Origin of the sequence: Aestuariivita sp. (assembly GCF_021404545.1) — a bacterium.
Classification (GTDB): Bacteria; Pseudomonadota; Alphaproteobacteria; order Rhodobacterales; family Rhodobacteraceae; genus Aestuariivita.
The window spans coordinates 13,248-27,450 of the sequence record NZ_JAAWWD010000045.1; the positions used below are offsets into that span (position 1 = coordinate 13,248).

Consider the following 14,203-nt stretch of genomic DNA (forward strand, 5'->3'; position numbering starts at 1 on the left):
CCCCGACGCGCCCCGTGATCCCGCAGCGCACCCTCAGACCGCGTCGCTCAGGTCTGTACATCTTCCAGATAGGCCAAGAGCGCGGCCAGGGGGCGGGGTGTCGGTGTCAGTGTGCCCTCGATATCGACCGGCACCGTCTCGCCCGTCAACACCGCACCGAACTCAGGCATGACCCGACCCACATGGGTGCCTTTGGCATAGCCGTCGATTTGCGACAAAACCTCCGCACGCGGAAACGTGCCGTCGTTACGCGATGCCAGCATGGTCAGGTCCGGCGCAATCTGGCCGCCGATCAGCGGTTCGTCGCCCATCGCCCGGTGTCCATGGCAAGCCGCGCAGTTATTTGCGTAAAGCTTGGCCCCTTCGGAGGGTTGTGGCATCTCAGCCTGCATCGCGCAGGCCCCCAGCCCCAGTACACCGGCCAAAAGCCCAAGGGCCAGAGTGGGCGCCGACAAGGCAGAGCCAGTCATTGCGCCTGCACCTGCTTGAGATAGGCGACCAGATCGGCAATCGGCTCACTGGTCAGAATCGGCTGCCCGGTTCCGGCCTTCAATGCCACATCGGGCCCCTGTTGGAAAAACGGGCCATAAACCGGCATCGGGCTGCCATGGCTGACCAGCGGATCGCGCCCATCGATGCGCATGACCACCCGTACCGTGGGAAAGGCGCCGTCATTGCGCGCGCTGAGAACCGTCAGATCTGGCGGCGGCACCAGGAGAACACCGGCCATCGGGCCGACGCCATCGGCTTCGGCCCCGTGACAGGCGGCGCAGTGGTGGCGGAAATACTCCTCGCCGCGCAAGATATCTCCCCCAAATGCGGGGCTGATCCCAGCGACAAGAATGGCCGCGGCCAATCCGATTGATGATTTCTTTTTTACCATGTTCTCCTCGTCCTCCACATTTCAACCGATTTGACCGCCAGACTATTACGATGCTTGCAAGGTCTCAACATACCGCGCAAGCGAAAGCAGCGCCTGTGGCGTTGGTATCGTGCTTCCATCCGGAGCCTGCCACAGGATTGTCGGACCTGTGAGGACCGCCTCGAATCCAGGCATCAGCCGCTGGGTGTCCTGACCGTGATATCCGTGGATGGTGGCCATAACATGAACCCAGGGAAATTCCCCACCATTGCGCGCCGAAAGCCCCGTAAGATCTGCGGCGGCCACCGGCAAATCGGCGGCCAAAGGCCCAGCGCCGGTGCCGCTCAGACCATGGCAGGCGACGCAATTGTCACGGTAGAGCTTGGCGCCGGAGGCGGGTTGATCCGGTGCGCAGGCCGTCAGACCCACCAGCGCCACCCAGGGAATATGCATGCCAAACCTGCGCATGGTCCGACCCTTTCTATTTTCGCTCATGTCGGTTCAACGCTTGCCGAGGGGGCCGCCTCTGACCATGATCCACATCAAGCGCGTGGCATAGAAAAAGGGATAACCGATGGCTCATTACGCACTGATCATGTTGGTTGCCGGGATGGGCATCCCCGTTCTTGCCGCCCTGAACGCCGCACTGGGGCAGTTTCTGGGCTCGCCCTCGTCCGCGGCGGCGATCCTTTTTCTGGTCGCTTTCGTAATCGGGCTGACGGCGATGCTGATCACCGGGCCTGCGCCGGTCCTGTTGGCGGGATCCGCGCCCAAACACCTTTTTCTTGGCGGGTGCCTGGTGGCGTTTTACGTGCTGTCGATCACCTATATTGCACCGCATTTCGGGGTCGGGAACGCGGTGTTTTTCGTGCTGGTCGGCCAGTTGATCAGTGCTGCTATCATCGACCATTTCGGGCTGTTCGGCGCCCATAGCACGCCGCTGTCGTTGACGCGGGGCGCGGGGTTGGGCCTGATGGCGCTGGGTGTCTGGGTGACCCAGCAGGCCTGAGCGGGTCAGATTATGAAATAATCTGGTCCAGAAAATGTGTCATTTTCTGCGCCGCTGACTGGCGGTCTGGCCATCAATATATGCCGCACTAGATTTGTATCGTGACACCAGCCAGAAGGATCCGCCAGATGTCAGATGCCCCAATCATCGCACAAAAAGCCCCCTATCCGGTCGATGTGACCGAAGGAAAAAACTATTTCTGGTGCGCCTGCGGGAAATCCGCGAACCAGCCGTTTTGCGATGGCAGCCATTCGGATACCGGCATCACTCCGGTCAAGTACACCGCCACGGATGATCGCACCGTCTACTTCTGTGGCTGCAAGGCAACGGACAATTCCCCGCTGTGTGACGGATCCCACACCGCGCTTTAGGGTCGGCCTGGACCATCGCTCCGACAAACGCCATGAGCCACAGATCGCCAGTCTGACGAATGGGCGCTCTCGGTGCGCCTCATTCCATGGATCGAAGCCGCGAAAGCGACCTGGATCGACCCCACATGTTCGACATCCGTAAAGGACGGTCAGGACCGCAACAGGATCCAGCGCTTGGCATGATGGAACCTGTTCCTCCGGCGCGCCAATACCCCTCCGGTCCATCGGATAAAGTCGCCTGGTGACCGTTCTGCGGCCCAGCTCTCGGTCTCGGGTCAGTGTCCTGAGGGGCAAAAACGCGTGTCTGCTTCCGGATCGGGAACGCTTTTCAAGACACCCTGCCCTCAGCGCCAGCACCAAGGACCGCGCGCAGCCCGCAGTCAGTCCGACAAGACCGGCTGGGAATCGTGCCGCCCTGTGCAGAGGTCCGCGAACTGCACAAGCCCCGCCCCATAGGTCTCATCGGGCCCCGCATCGCCCAGATCCAGCGCGCGGGCACGCAAAGCGGCCTTGATCTCAGCAACCGTAAGGTCGGGCTCTGCCGTGATAAGCAGCGCGGCGGCAGCGGTCGCGAACGGGGTTGCAAAGGACGTGCCGGTCTTGCTGCGAACGCCTCGGATCGAGGCGGCGGTCCAGACGTCCACCCCGGGTGCGGCAAGGTCGATATGGGGGCCGCGCCCGGCCCGCCGATAAGCCCGGCCCAAGCCGTCCACAGCCGTGACGGTCAGGACCGGTGTGTATCCGCCTGGAAAGACCGGATCGGCGCGTGGGCCGTCGTTTCCCGCCGCCGACACGATCAGGATCCGTTCGTCGCGCAAGGCGAGGACCATGCGCTCAAGCAGAACGTTGGGCGGACCCGCGAGGCTCATATTGATCACGGCGACATCTTCGGCGGCGAGCAGATCCATCGCCTGCACCAACCTGAACACGTCGCTGCGTTCATCCCGGCCCGCGCGATAGAACGCGTCGATCGCAATAAGTTCCGCGTCCGGCAAAAGACCTTGGGCCCGCCCGGCCCGGGACCCGATCAGAATGGCCGCAACCGCAGTGCCGTGCTGCCTGCCGGATGTCTCGCGCGCACCCGGTCCCAACGGCAACATTGACAGCCGACCATCGGCAAAAGCCTCGTGATCCGGGTTTATGCCAGTATCAATCAAGCCGATCCGCGCTGATGGCCGACCGCACAGGGTCGCCGGAACCGCGGATGGGTTCCAATCGACCAGTTCAAACGCGGCGCAGTGCAGCCCTTCACAAGCGGCAGGCTCCCCCTGCCCCGCTCGGTAGTAATGGTTGAAATCGGCCGACTGGCCGCTTGGCAGCGCCTGGATCTCGGCAAGCGCATCAACCAGCGATGTGCCTGATGGAACCTCCAGCCGTTCCACCCGACTGCCGGTCAGAGAGATCGGCGCGCTCTCAACCACGGTATAGCCGCGCACAACCAACGTGGCGAGATCCTCCTGTGAAAGATTGAGAACAACGATCTCGTTCGTGGCCCTGTCAGGCAAGGTCTGGGCGACAGGGCGCGGTCTGATCGGTTGTGGCTGCGGTTGCGGAGCGGGACGGAACAGACGGTTCAGGAAGCCCTCCCCCCCGCCGATGCCGGGCGCGGCCCGTCCACCATCCGATCTGCCGTCGTCATCGCCATCGCTGCTGTCGCCATCGCCATCGCTGCTGTCGCCATCACTGTCGCTGTCACCATCGTCCCCATCGCCATCACCGTCGCCACCATCCCCGTCGCCATCCCCATCATCGGCCCATGCGGCGCCGATAAATCGCCCATCCGGTGTGACCGCTGGCAGAACTGTCGCCAGGCAGGCAACCAGCAGAAGGCGCAAGAGGGGTTTGGCAGTCTGGTACGGCATTTCGGTCCTCCGGATCGGCTTAAGTCTGGTTTGGCCCCGCTGGGCCGTGACGGCATGTTGCACTCCTGAATGGCGGTGCATTAATAACAACGGTGTGACGCGGGAATTATTCCATCCCCGGCGAAACGAGGAAAGGGTAACGATGTCAGACCCGTTTGCAGATGACATCATCGCGTTTCTGCCAAATCTGAGGCGTTTTGCCCTGTCCTTGTGCCGATCTGCCGATATCGCTGACGATCTGGTGCAGATCACCGTCGAGCGCGCCTTTGCATCGCGCGCGCAGTTCGATCCGGACACGCGCCTGGATGCATGGCTGCTCCGGATACTGCGCAATGCCTGGATCGACATGACCCGGCGCGACAAGACACGCGGCACTCAAATCAATATCGACGATGTTCCCGAAGCCAGCGTCGTGGACGGCTCGCGGGTTGCCGAGACTGCGATCATGCTCAAGGCTGCGCAATCGGCGATCGCAACGCTGCCCGAAAATCAACGGGACGTCATCTTGCTGATCTGTGTCGAAGAGCTGAGCTATAAGGAAGCGGCAGAGGTTCTGGGGACCCCCATCGGGACTGTCATGAGCCGCCTTGCGCGCGCGCGCATCGCGCTTGCAGAAAAACTGGGAATAAACCGCGAGGCAGCGCGTTCTTCTGACAGTCGAGGAGGCATCTGACATGCAAACCCCCGAATTCACGGATGAAGAGCTGATGGCCTATGCGGATGGAGAGCTGGACCAGGCGCGCGCCAACGCATTGGATCTTGCGCTGGTCGACGATGCCGGTCTGGCGGACCGTTTGGCGGTGTTTGTCGACACACGCGCGATCTCGAGAGAGGCCTTAGAGCCCGCCCTGCACCAGCCCGTGCCCGCGCATCTGGTACAGCGGGTGCGCGATTTGGCGGCAGCGGATCCAACCGAGAGTGAAACCGATGACGAAACCGTGGTCGCGTTTGCACCCCGCCGCCGCGCAGAGGCGCAAGCACCGATCTGGCGGTTGCCACTGGCGGCCGGGCTCGCTCTGGCCGCGGGCGTCACGGCAGGCCTCTATCTGGCGCCGCAGAGCGGCGGCGGGTCCGGCAGCATCGAAATTGCGACCCTTGTCGATCCTGCGCTGATTGATGCGCTCAACACCCTGCCGTCCGGGGAGGCCACCATGCTGGGCACAGGCGCACGGATCGAACCGGTCGCGACTTTTCTGGACGGGGCGCAAACGCTCTGCCGGGAGTTCGAATTCGACAGGACGGACGGGATCACCGTGATCTCGGTTGCCTGCCAGAATGCAGGCCAATGGGATGTTCAACTGGCAATCGCGGCCAGTTCGCCAGATGGCGCGGGTTACGTGCCCGCATCATCGCTGGAGGCGCTGAACGCCTATCTGACCGCCAGTGACGCCGGGCTGCCCTTGAGCCTGGAGGCCGAAGCACAGGCGCTTGAACAACTGCGCTGAACTTGCTCAAATACTGCCGCTCAAACCAGCATCCCATCTGATAGAGACGGGATTTTTACACTTTAAAGCAAAGCCTTGCGCCGTTCATGAACTGTTCATTCGACATTGCGCGGCCGTTCATTCCCAAGACAGGTTACTGACAGCACATGCCTCTAGATTGATCCTCAGACACACGAACCCAAGAGGATAACCGACATGACCTTTCACACCTTTGACTTTGATCTGACACTGATGCGGCTGAACGCAAAATGGGCCTTTACCACGCGCCGCGTCGATCACGATGACGTGGCCGGTCTGGACCCGGCTGTCGCTCAGGCCGTGCCCGGGGACCTGGTGCTGTGCGAAATCACACAGATCGGGCAGCACAAGAAGATCCAACTGGCCAGCGGCCGTGCCTCCACCAGCTATTTGGGGGATCGGGTCGTGCTGTGCGTCGGTGACCGCTATGCTCCCGATCAGTTTGAGGGCGCCGCGCGGATCACCGCGCAGGGCGCAGATCTGTTGGCGGGCGGCGGTGTTGTTGGCACGATGGAACACGCCCATGATCGCATGATCGAACCGACGCAACTGCGCCCCATCGGGCTGTTGATCGATACCGACGGTGCTGTCATCAACATCGCGCGCTATGGGCTGCCTGCGGCCGACATCCCCGACGATGTCACGGTGATCGGGGTGTTCGGTGCCTCGATGAATGCGGGCAAGACCACGGCGGCGGTCAGCCTGGCGCATGGCCTATCACGTGCTGGGTTCAGCGTTGCGGGCATCAAGGCGACCGGCACCGGCGCGTTCGGCGACTTCAATGCCTTTGAGGATGCAGGTGTCTGTGCCATGGATTTCACCGATGCAGGCATGCCGACCACATACCGCATGCCGATGGACCGGATCGAGCGGGGATTCGAGACGCTGGTGGGGACAGCCGCCGCAAACGGGGCCGACATCGTCGTTGTCGAGATCGCCGACGGTGTGTTTCAGACCGAAACCCGCGAGATCCTGAAAGCCTCCACCATTCGGGAGCGTCTGGACGCCATTCTCTTTGCAACGCCCGACGCACTGGGCGCGGTTGGCGGCGCACGTGTGCTGGGCGACTATGGGCTCAAACCCTTTGCAATGTCGGGTCGGTTGACCCAATCTCCGCTGGCGGCGGCCGAGGCGAAACAGGCAACGGGCATCCCTCAGCTTTCGCGCGAAGAGCTGTGCACACCCTCGGCTGTGCTGGCCGTCACACAAGGTCTCTTACGGGAAAACCGCACGCGCCCTGTCGCAGAAACACACTTGGTTGGGCAAATGACGGCGGCATGAGCCACGCCTGCCCCTCCCCAAAAAGGGCTGCTGTTGATGCGGCCCTTTACCTACGCCTGGGATCACCTGTGCGGATGTCAGAACCGGGTTTCCCCCGACCCAGCCATTGGAGATGAAACGATGAGAATCGCCAATCTACTGCGCAGTCTGGCCATCATCATGTTGCTGATTGCGCTCAGCGGGACCGCTTTGGCCTTTTGGACCGCACAACGCGCGGCCTTCTTTAACGAGCGGATCAACCTGGCGCACAAGTCCTATGAGATGCATCTGCAACTGAGCAGCAACACCTATCAGCTGTTCAAGCAATATGGCGACGCGATGCTGATCGGCGACCGCGATCAGGGGATGGGCGAGGCAGAACTGATCCGGCTGATCCGTCAGAATATTCAGGACGCCCGCATCTTGATCGGCCGCGAGATTGACCTGGTCGGAGATCACGAATTCGCGGAGTTGGAACTGTTGTCCCGGATCGAAATCAAGATCGAGGATCTGATCGCGCGCTTTGAGCTGGTCCGCGCGGACACGGCGGTCGAACAGTTCGGGCGCAACTGGACGGGCCTGTCGGTCATGCTGGACGATGATATCGACCGTGATTTCCATTCCATGATCCAGGCCGCCCTGGCCGGCGAGCTGGCCGAAGTGGAACAAACCCGCGCGGCGGCGAGCGAACATCTCAGACTGGCCAATCGAAGTGCATTTGTTCTGGTCCTTCTGGCGTTTGGCGCCACGGCGTTTGCCATGTGGATTTACCGCCGGGATATCGCTTGGCCGATCGACCGGCTGATGCGTGGGGTTAACGCATTGGCCGATGGCCGGTTTGAGGAGCGTATGGCCTTTGAGGGTCGCAACGAGATCGCCGAGATCGGCGGCGTGATGGACAGCATGGCGGCAATGGTCGAGGCGCGTACCAAATCCCTGACCACCCAGAACACGGAGTTGGAGGAGGCGGTTCAGGCCCGAACGGCCGAATTGGAAAGCCTGCTTGAAAAATCCCGCCTGGCCGAGGATGCGCGCCGTCAGATGCTGGCCGATGTCAGCCACGAATTGCGCACGCCGCTGACCATCATCCAAGGCGAAAGCGACGTGGCGCTGCGCGGCGCGGACAAGACACCCGAAGAATATCGCGAAGCGCTGCGACGCACGCGCGAGACCGCCAAACACACCAACCTGCTGGTGAATGATCTGCTCTTCATTTCCCGCCAGGAATCCGGCCAGACCCGGCTCAAGCTGGAGCGTACCGACCTGACCCAATTGCTGCGCGACACAATCGCCGTCTTCGATCCCGACATTCCGATCCTCAGCGACCTGGACGCAGGGGAGCTTTCCCTCGATGTGGCGCGGATCCGGCAATGCATTGCTGCGATGATCCAGAATGCGCGTCGCTATGGCGGGCCGGAGATTTCCGTGCGGCTCATCCGCACGACCACCGGTGTACGGATCAGCGTGGAAGATAACGGCCCCGGCCTGCCCGATGACGAGAAGGAAAAAGCATTCGATCGGTATTTTCGCGGATCCAACGCATCCGACAGGTATCAGGATGGTGCGGGGCTTGGCCTGCCGGTGGTGCGTTCGATTGCGCGCGCGCATGGCGGCGATGCGGTCTTGCAGGATCGCGAAGGTGGCGGGCTGGTAAGTATCATGGAGCTGCCTGTTTCACCCCCGTTGCGTTTGGTCGCTCAGACCTGAAGAGACGGTCCATAAATCCCGGTTTCCTGATATAACATTGGAATAATCAACGTCTTGCGCCGTTTGCCTTAGTGAAGGGCGCAGGTTGCGCCCACTGAGCAACGAAGAGGCGCAAGGGTTATGAATATCCTCTTGATCGAAGACGAATTGCGGGTTGCAGATTTCGTGCGGCGCGGCCTCAAAGCCGAAGGCTGGGTCGTAGAACATGCCGACGACGGCGAGACCGGGCTTGAGATCATGCAGGATCGCGGATTTGACGTCGTGATCCTGGACCTGATGCTGCCAGGTCTCAGCGGCCAGCATGTATGCCAGAAAATGCGCGCGCGCTCAAACCCAACACCGGTTCTGATGCTCACCGCGCTCGACAGCACGGATGAGCGGGTCGCAGGGTTGCGGCTGGGCGCGGATGATTACCTGCCCAAGCCCTTTGACTTTGACGAGTTGATTGCCCGGGTTCAGGCGCTGCATCGCCGCAGCACCGGATATGCCTGTTGCCAAAGCGATGGCAAGCTGCGGCATCAGGGTCTGATCTATGACAGTGCCGCGATGGTTCTGACCGTGGATGGCCGTATCGTCGAGCTGTCCGCCAAGGAACGCGAGTTGATCGCACTCTTGATGGCGAGCGAGAACAAGGCGCTGAGCCGCGAGCGGATCCTGAATTCGGTCTGGGGCACACATGAAGACCCGATGACCAATGTCGTGGATGTCTATATCGGGCGACTGCGCAAGAAACTGGGACCTTATGGCAAGCGGATCACGACCGTGCGCGGTGCCGGCTATCGCTTTGGCTAGGGTCGAGGCGCTTCTCATCGGAGTGCCGAGGCGCCAAACCACAGACTTCAATCACAGGAGTGGTGTATGCGCGGCGTGGAGGTTGCACATCCTGCACGTGTCGAACCGTTGAGAGGGTGGGGATTTGACATCCTTTGGAGGCAGCGGGTTTTCCGGCTGACCCGCAGCGCGCAGTGCATCGCACCGCTGCATTGTTCCGACAAGGATCTCCGAAAACATGAAATAGCGAAGCCATTCCAATGGCACCGTTCGGTGTCGGACAACGTGCCGCCCAATCCGGTGGCGCCAGATTATACGGCCTCAACCTGAGCGGCGAGGTGCGTCGAAACCCGCTCAAACGTCACCTGGCGGTTTCCAGCCCCACCAGCAAACTGTCGGGCGTGCCTGTTTGCGTGATGCGCCCATCCTGGACCAGCCACAACCGGTCCATCATCATGGCGATCCGCATGTTATGGGTGATCAACAAGGTTGTGGCCTCGCACCCCGTCACCAACGCCCGGACCAATTCCGGCCCATCCTGATCCAGCGCATCATCGGGCTCGTCCAGCAACAGCAAGCGCGGCTTGGAGAGTGCCGCCCGCGTCAGCAGAACGCGGCGTATTTCTCCCGCCGAGAGGTTGCGCCCTCCTTCTGCGACGCGCCCGTCCAGCCCGCCCAGACGATCGATCACGCGGTCCAGACCAAAGGCCGTGGCCCGGGCAAGGATGGCGGCGTCTTCTGGCGGCGATTGCACCCCCATGATCAGCGCGCGGCGCAGCGACCCTTTGAGAATCGGCGACCGGGTGCCGATCAGCGCGATTGTCTCGCGCCGCTCACGCGTGGTCAGACCGGTGGGCGCGATATCACCCAGCAGTACCCGGCCTTTCTCGGGCCGCTCCAACCCGGCGGCGAGGCTCAATAGTGTGGACTTGCCCGCACCGTTCGGTCCGATGATACCGATCTTCTGACCAGGAAGCGCGGCCACATCGATTTCGTTCAGCGTCCCGGCAAAGACAGTCGAGAATGCAAGCGCAGGCGGGGCGTCCAGCACTGCGGCATCGGTGGGGCGCGCATTGTCGAGCTTGGGCACCTCCAGCAATTTGGCGCATTTCTCCCGGGCGGTGCGCCAGGCGCGATGACGATCCCAGACACCCGCAAGATTGCGCATCGGCTGGATCATCAACCCAACGGCAGCCAGGGCGCCCGCTGCCTCTGCTGCGGGCAATCCGTTGTGCAGCGCGACCCAGAAAACAGCTGCCGCCGCTATGCCCGAAACACCTTCGGGGATTGCACGCAAAAGCGCAGCCCCCCGCGCCCGCTCCAGTGCTGCATCAATCAGCTTGTCGGTCTTTTCGCGCAGCTTGCGCGTCTCTGTCTGGATCCGACCCAACAGACGCAGTTCGGGCGCATGCGGGATGCGTTCACTCATATCCGCCGCCAGTTGGGCCCGGCAGGACCGCAGGCGCCGATGCACCGGCCCAAGGCGCGGGCCGAGCAGCGCCAAAAGTCCCAGACCCAGCGCAATCGGAACACTCGCCGCCCAGCCAATCGCCGGGTTCATGAAGAAAAGAACGCAGGTTGCGACCGGCAGGACGATCAGGGCCGAGATCATGCGGGCCACGCCCATGCTGACCCATCCGCGCACCGCCGTCAGATCGCCGACAAAGCGCAGCGCAAGCGAGCCGTTGCGACGCGACGACAGATCGCGGGCCGAGACGCGCGCCATATGTTTGAAAAGCCGGATGCGCAGTGAGGCCGCATAGTGCTGGCCCACCTTTTCGGCCACGATCCGCTCGAAAAACTGAAAGATCCCGATGGCCAGACCGGCCCCGGCAACCAGCGTCAGCGCGATCAGCGGTAACGCGGCGGAGGCATCCCGAAAGGCCGCGAACACATCGCGCGTCGCAAAGGCCGCGACACCGGCCGCACTCGCCTGCCCCAAGGCCAGGGCCACCAGCAGCGACAGGGTCCGCAGTCGCCCTTCGCCTGTGATTCTGGGTAACGTACTCATGATGACACATCCATTTCGTGTGGAATCCGCCAGGCCCGCGCCACGCGGCAGGCCTGCTTTTGCTGCGCGGAGCACGTATCCCGGCAGATCGGTGCGTGCGCCATGCGAGGCAAGTCCGGGATAACGATTCGGTCCAGCCCGCCGCTGAGAACGCAGTTTTCAAAATCGTGACCGCAGTCCTTGAGCACATGTAGCCGTACGTCTGACACGACCCCCATCGCTGCGGCAGCCGCGCGCAGCGCAGCGCTCCATCGCCGCGCCCGGTCAAGACGGTGCAGACCCTGCTGCGCGTTGATCTCAAGGCCGCTGCGGGTGTTCTTGTCGACCACGCAATCGCGCTCGCCCACGCAGACATTGATCGAAAGCGCCAGAAACCGGCTCAGATTGGCGATCAGCCGCTCGGCCCAGATATCCACATGCCCCGGGCGCGGAGACAGCCCGTAGGGATATGGCGCCCCATCAAGAAATGTGTACCAACCCGGAGACGCAATGGTCAGATCCTCCACCCGGTCCGGATGCAGCATCGCAAAGCGGTGGGCAAACTGCGCGCCGCCCGAGAAGCCGAAGAGGTCAAAGGTTTGAGACCGCACCACCCCCTCACCGTGCAGGACCGACACCAGATCGAGCAGCGCCAGATCGGCACGGCCCCGCACACACGCCTGTTGATATCCGGCCCAACCGGTCTCGTCGAAAATCGGGGCGATGACGGGCCGCCCTAAGGCCGCCGCCCGTCTGGCGAAAAGGCGGGCCTGAAGGGTGGCCCCGCGCCGTATCCCATGCACCGCGACCAACGGCGCCGCGCCGGGCGCGATATGTTCGGGGAGCGCCAGCCAGCACGCCAACCCACATGGTCCCTTGGCGGGCCGATGGACAAGATCGAAGGCCCGCCGACGCGGGCGAGTGATCTCTGAACGGACGCACATGGGGACGCTCCCTTTGGTCTGGTGGATCAGGCGGCTTGGGTGGTGCCGAGGATGCCCTCGGCCATGTGGCCGGGCAGCATGTCAAAGATCATGTGGATCCGGTCCTGATCGCCATCGTTATTGGCTTCGTGCAGCTGATTGTTGTCGAACCACCAAAGCTCGCCCTGTTGCATGCGGACCTCTTCGTCACCGGCCTTCATCCACGAGCCATGGGTCGAGGTCAGCACAAAGTGATAGCGGTCGCGCACTTTATAGTATTCGCCGCGGTCGATATGCGGATAGACGCGCTTGCCCGCAGGCAGACAGACGATCTTGGCGCGGCCCAGGACGCTGCCTTGCTCGCGGGCGAACGCTTCCAGAAACGCACAGGCCAACGGATAGTTCTGCGATCCGGTGGTCCAGCGGCTTTCATGCACATCACGCCGTGCGCGCCCGTTGATTGCCGATTTGCGCAAGCCGCGCAATGGAATGGCCTTGGCCTCGCGCTGGACCGGGATCTTGTCCTGACGGCCCGTAGAGCCGTCCCAGGCATTCTTGACACTTGCGATTTCGGTCAGGAACGGTGTCGGATCACAATCCGCTTTCAGACGCTTGAAGTACTTCATGGCTTTCTCCTCTCTGGACAGTGCAAACAATGTTCAATGCATCCAGGCGGGTATCCGATTTGACGGATCCGTGACGCATCGGCTATGTCATCCAAGAGAGGGCATCTGCGCCTCTTCTTCAACCAAAGTATTGATTTTTAACGATAGTTTCAGGCGCCCTTAACGGCGCGTTCATGCGATATTCATCTGGTCGTCAGGACATCGGTTGACGCCATGCATCGCCCATGGATCGACCCGCGACTGCGACCTGCCGCAACCCGGAGCACAAGGGGCCGCGCCGCCGACCGGCGTGTGACACGCAGGCAGCTGGAGGGCCACAAGATGCCTTGGCTTGTCCACATTGCCCGCGTGGGTCACGCCGCCAAACGACCTGTCCACCCTGGTGGCACACCGCTTCTGCATATGGGGGTAAAGGTGCTGCCCTGAAAGCTGCGTCAGATCATCAATGGCATCGACTGGATAGAAACCCGTTGAACGATGTCAGACAAAGCAATCCATGGCCAGGTTCTGACGGCGCAGAGTGTCACGCAGCCGCTCAAGGCCCCGTTCCCGCAACTGGCGCACGCGTTCCTTCGAGACACCGAATCGATCACCCAACACGTCCAGCGTCGAGGGTGGATCGGAGAGCTGTGTTGCCACAACGATTTCCCGTTCCCGGTCAGGCAGATCCCGCAAGGCATCCAGCAACACCTTGCGCAGCTTTCCCGTGTCCAGCGCCGAGACGCCCTCGTCTTCTCCGACGCTGGCGGGATCGGCCAAAAGCGACATGCGCTCTTCGCCCTCCTCGCCCAGAATCGACACGTTGAGCGAGCTGTCCGCATTCGCACCTGCCACCTGCATGCGCAGCTCGCGGAGCCGCTCTTTGCTGATCGACAGCGCTTGGGCGATATGGTCGTCTGCCTCGGATCTGGTAAGGTTGTGGCGCGTCGCCACCTCGGCCTCGATCCGTGCCAGGTTGTTGGCAACCTTGCGAAACTCCGCCGTCCTCGGGCGCCGGACAACAGACAGGTTGGCGAATTTGAAATCCTGGATCTCGGCGCGCACCCACCAGACGGCATAGGTCGAAAACCGGAACCCGCGGTCAGGATCAAAGCGATCCGCCGCTTTCATCAAGCCGATATTCGCTTGCTGTACCAGATCCGGATCGGGTTCGCGCTGTCCCGGTGCGGCGCGTTTGGCCATGGAGGCTGCCATCGGGGCAAAGGCCGCGACCAGGTTGTCACGTGCATGTTGGTCGCCGTGCTGCTGCCAAGCCAACACCAGCGCCAATTCCTCGGCTGCGTTCAGCATCACGTGGCTTGGGGTGCGGGTTTGGTGGGTTCCCCAGTTCCGGATCGGCTTGTTCATATCGACACGACT

General features: G+C 62.2%; 15 protein-coding genes. 7 read left to right on the forward strand and 8 right to left on the reverse strand.

The genetic code is table 11. From position 1 onward, the window contains the following. Positions 1-47: 47 nt before the first annotated feature. The 3 genes from HEP69_RS15815 to HEP69_RS15825 are packed head-to-tail and all read right to left on the reverse strand — an operon-like array spanning position 48 to position 1,330. Positions 48-470, reverse strand: a complete 423-nt coding sequence (locus HEP69_RS15815; RefSeq protein WP_290559492.1) for a c-type cytochrome — start codon at positions 468-470, stop codon at positions 48-50. Continuing rightward, entirely contained in the window at positions 467-883 is a 417-nt protein-coding gene (locus HEP69_RS15820) for a cytochrome c (RefSeq protein WP_290559493.1), read from the reverse strand. Before HEP69_RS15820 ends, HEP69_RS15815 begins: the two co-directional genes overlap by 4 nt. A 45-nt stretch (positions 884-928) precedes the next feature. Further along, positions 929-1,330, reverse strand: coding sequence for a cytochrome c (locus tag HEP69_RS15825; RefSeq protein ID WP_290559494.1), 402 nt, complete (start codon positions 1,328-1,330; stop codon positions 929-931). A gap of 106 nt (positions 1,331-1,436) precedes the next feature. Here HEP69_RS15825 and HEP69_RS15830 point away from each other — a divergent pair, with 106 nt between their 5' ends. After that, entirely contained in the window at positions 1,437-1,871 is a 435-nt protein-coding gene (locus HEP69_RS15830; protein WP_290559495.1) for a DMT family transporter, read from the forward strand. A 128-nt stretch (positions 1,872-1,999) separates the two neighbouring features. After that, on the forward strand, positions 2,000-2,242 hold the full coding sequence (locus HEP69_RS15835; protein WP_290559496.1) for a CDGSH iron-sulfur domain-containing protein: 243 nt from the start codon (positions 2,000-2,002) through the stop codon (positions 2,240-2,242). Between the two features lie 380 nt (positions 2,243-2,622). Here HEP69_RS15835 and HEP69_RS15840 read toward each other — a convergent pair whose 3' ends face one another. Next, positions 2,623-4,104 (reverse strand): S8 family serine peptidase, encoded by a 1,482-nt coding sequence (locus HEP69_RS15840; RefSeq protein WP_290559497.1) that lies wholly within the window; start codon positions 4,102-4,104, stop codon positions 2,623-2,625. Between the two features lie 142 nt (positions 4,105-4,246). On the opposite strand from HEP69_RS15840, the gene HEP69_RS15845 reads away from it, so the two are divergent. The 5 genes from HEP69_RS15845 to HEP69_RS15865 all read left to right on the forward strand — a co-directional run bounded on the left by HEP69_RS15845 (position 4,247) and on the right by HEP69_RS15865 (position 9,326). Next, on the forward strand, positions 4,247-4,777 hold the full coding sequence (locus HEP69_RS15845; protein ID WP_290559498.1) for an RNA polymerase sigma factor: 531 nt from the start codon (positions 4,247-4,249) through the stop codon (positions 4,775-4,777). 1 nt (position 4,778) lies between these two features. Continuing rightward, the gene (locus tag HEP69_RS15850; protein WP_290559499.1) at positions 4,779-5,549 is read left to right on the forward strand and encodes a hypothetical protein; all 771 of its coding nucleotides are present in this window, start codon (positions 4,779-4,781) and stop codon (positions 5,547-5,549) included. A gap of 195 nt (positions 5,550-5,744) precedes the next feature. Further along, positions 5,745-6,848: a hypothetical protein gene (locus HEP69_RS15855; RefSeq protein WP_290559500.1), complete on the forward strand. Its 1,104-nt coding sequence runs from the start codon at positions 5,745-5,747 to the stop codon at positions 6,846-6,848. A 120-nt stretch (positions 6,849-6,968) separates the two neighbouring features. After that, entirely contained in the window at positions 6,969-8,534 is a 1,566-nt protein-coding gene (locus HEP69_RS15860) for a HAMP domain-containing sensor histidine kinase (protein ID WP_290559501.1), read from the forward strand. A 120-nt stretch (positions 8,535-8,654) separates the two neighbouring features. Beyond that, entirely contained in the window at positions 8,655-9,326 is a 672-nt protein-coding gene (locus tag HEP69_RS15865; RefSeq protein ID WP_290559502.1) for a response regulator transcription factor, read from the forward strand. A 340-nt stretch (positions 9,327-9,666) separates the two neighbouring features. Here HEP69_RS15865 and HEP69_RS15870 read toward each other — a convergent pair whose 3' ends face one another. The 4 genes from HEP69_RS15870 to HEP69_RS15885 form a co-directional block, all read right to left on the reverse strand. Then, entirely contained in the window at positions 9,667-11,316 is a 1,650-nt protein-coding gene (locus tag HEP69_RS15870; protein ID WP_290559503.1) for an ABC transporter ATP-binding protein, read from the reverse strand. After that, on the reverse strand, positions 11,313-12,239 hold the full coding sequence (locus tag HEP69_RS15875) for an alpha/beta hydrolase (RefSeq protein ID WP_290559504.1): 927 nt from the start codon (positions 12,237-12,239) through the stop codon (positions 11,313-11,315). Before HEP69_RS15875 ends, HEP69_RS15870 begins: the two co-directional genes overlap by 4 nt. Positions 12,240-12,265: 26 nt before the next feature. Continuing rightward, complete coding sequence (locus HEP69_RS15880; protein WP_290559505.1) at positions 12,266-12,844, reverse strand: aspartyl/asparaginyl beta-hydroxylase domain-containing protein; 579 nt, start codon at positions 12,842-12,844, stop codon at positions 12,266-12,268. A 480-nt stretch (positions 12,845-13,324) separates the two neighbouring features. After that, complete coding sequence (locus HEP69_RS15885) at positions 13,325-14,191, reverse strand: sigma-70 family RNA polymerase sigma factor (RefSeq protein WP_290559506.1); 867 nt, start codon at positions 14,189-14,191, stop codon at positions 13,325-13,327. Between the last annotated feature and the right edge of the window lie 12 nt (positions 14,192-14,203).

Bases quoted from the DNA above. Each gene is read 5' to 3' on its own strand.
- HEP69_RS15875 (WP_290559504.1), bottom strand. From the start codon at position 12,239: ATGTGCGTCCGTTCAGAGATCACTCGCCCGCGTCGGCGGGCCTTCGAT.
- HEP69_RS15815 (WP_290559492.1), bottom strand. From the start codon at position 470: ATGACTGGCTCTGCCTTGTCGGCGCCCACTCTGGCCCTTGGGCTTTTG.
- HEP69_RS15885 (WP_290559506.1), bottom strand. From the start codon at position 14,191: ATGAACAAGCCGATCCGGAACTGGGGAACCCACCAAACCCGCACCCCA.
- HEP69_RS15880 (WP_290559505.1), bottom strand. From the start codon at position 12,844: ATGAAGTACTTCAAGCGTCTGAAAGCGGATTGTGATCCGACACCGTTC.
- HEP69_RS15830 (WP_290559495.1), top strand. From the start codon at position 1,437: ATGGCTCATTACGCACTGATCATGTTGGTTGCCGGGATGGGCATCCCC.
- HEP69_RS15865 (WP_290559502.1), top strand. From the start codon at position 8,655: ATGAATATCCTCTTGATCGAAGACGAATTGCGGGTTGCAGATTTCGTG.
- HEP69_RS15825 (WP_290559494.1), bottom strand. From the start codon at position 1,330: ATGCGCAGGTTTGGCATGCATATTCCCTGGGTGGCGCTGGTGGGTCTG.
- HEP69_RS15850 (WP_290559499.1), top strand. From the start codon at position 4,779: ATGCAAACCCCCGAATTCACGGATGAAGAGCTGATGGCCTATGCGGAT.
- HEP69_RS15845 (WP_290559498.1), top strand. From the start codon at position 4,247: ATGTCAGACCCGTTTGCAGATGACATCATCGCGTTTCTGCCAAATCTG.
- HEP69_RS15860 (WP_290559501.1), top strand. From the start codon at position 6,969: ATGAGAATCGCCAATCTACTGCGCAGTCTGGCCATCATCATGTTGCTG.
- HEP69_RS15855 (WP_290559500.1), top strand. From the start codon at position 5,745: ATGACCTTTCACACCTTTGACTTTGATCTGACACTGATGCGGCTGAAC.
- HEP69_RS15870 (WP_290559503.1), bottom strand. From the start codon at position 11,316: ATGAGTACGTTACCCAGAATCACAGGCGAAGGGCGACTGCGGACCCTG.
- HEP69_RS15835 (WP_290559496.1), top strand. From the start codon at position 2,000: ATGTCAGATGCCCCAATCATCGCACAAAAAGCCCCCTATCCGGTCGAT.
- HEP69_RS15840 (WP_290559497.1), bottom strand. From the start codon at position 4,104: ATGCCGTACCAGACTGCCAAACCCCTCTTGCGCCTTCTGCTGGTTGCC.
- HEP69_RS15820 (WP_290559493.1), bottom strand. From the start codon at position 883: ATGGTAAAAAAGAAATCATCAATCGGATTGGCCGCGGCCATTCTTGTC.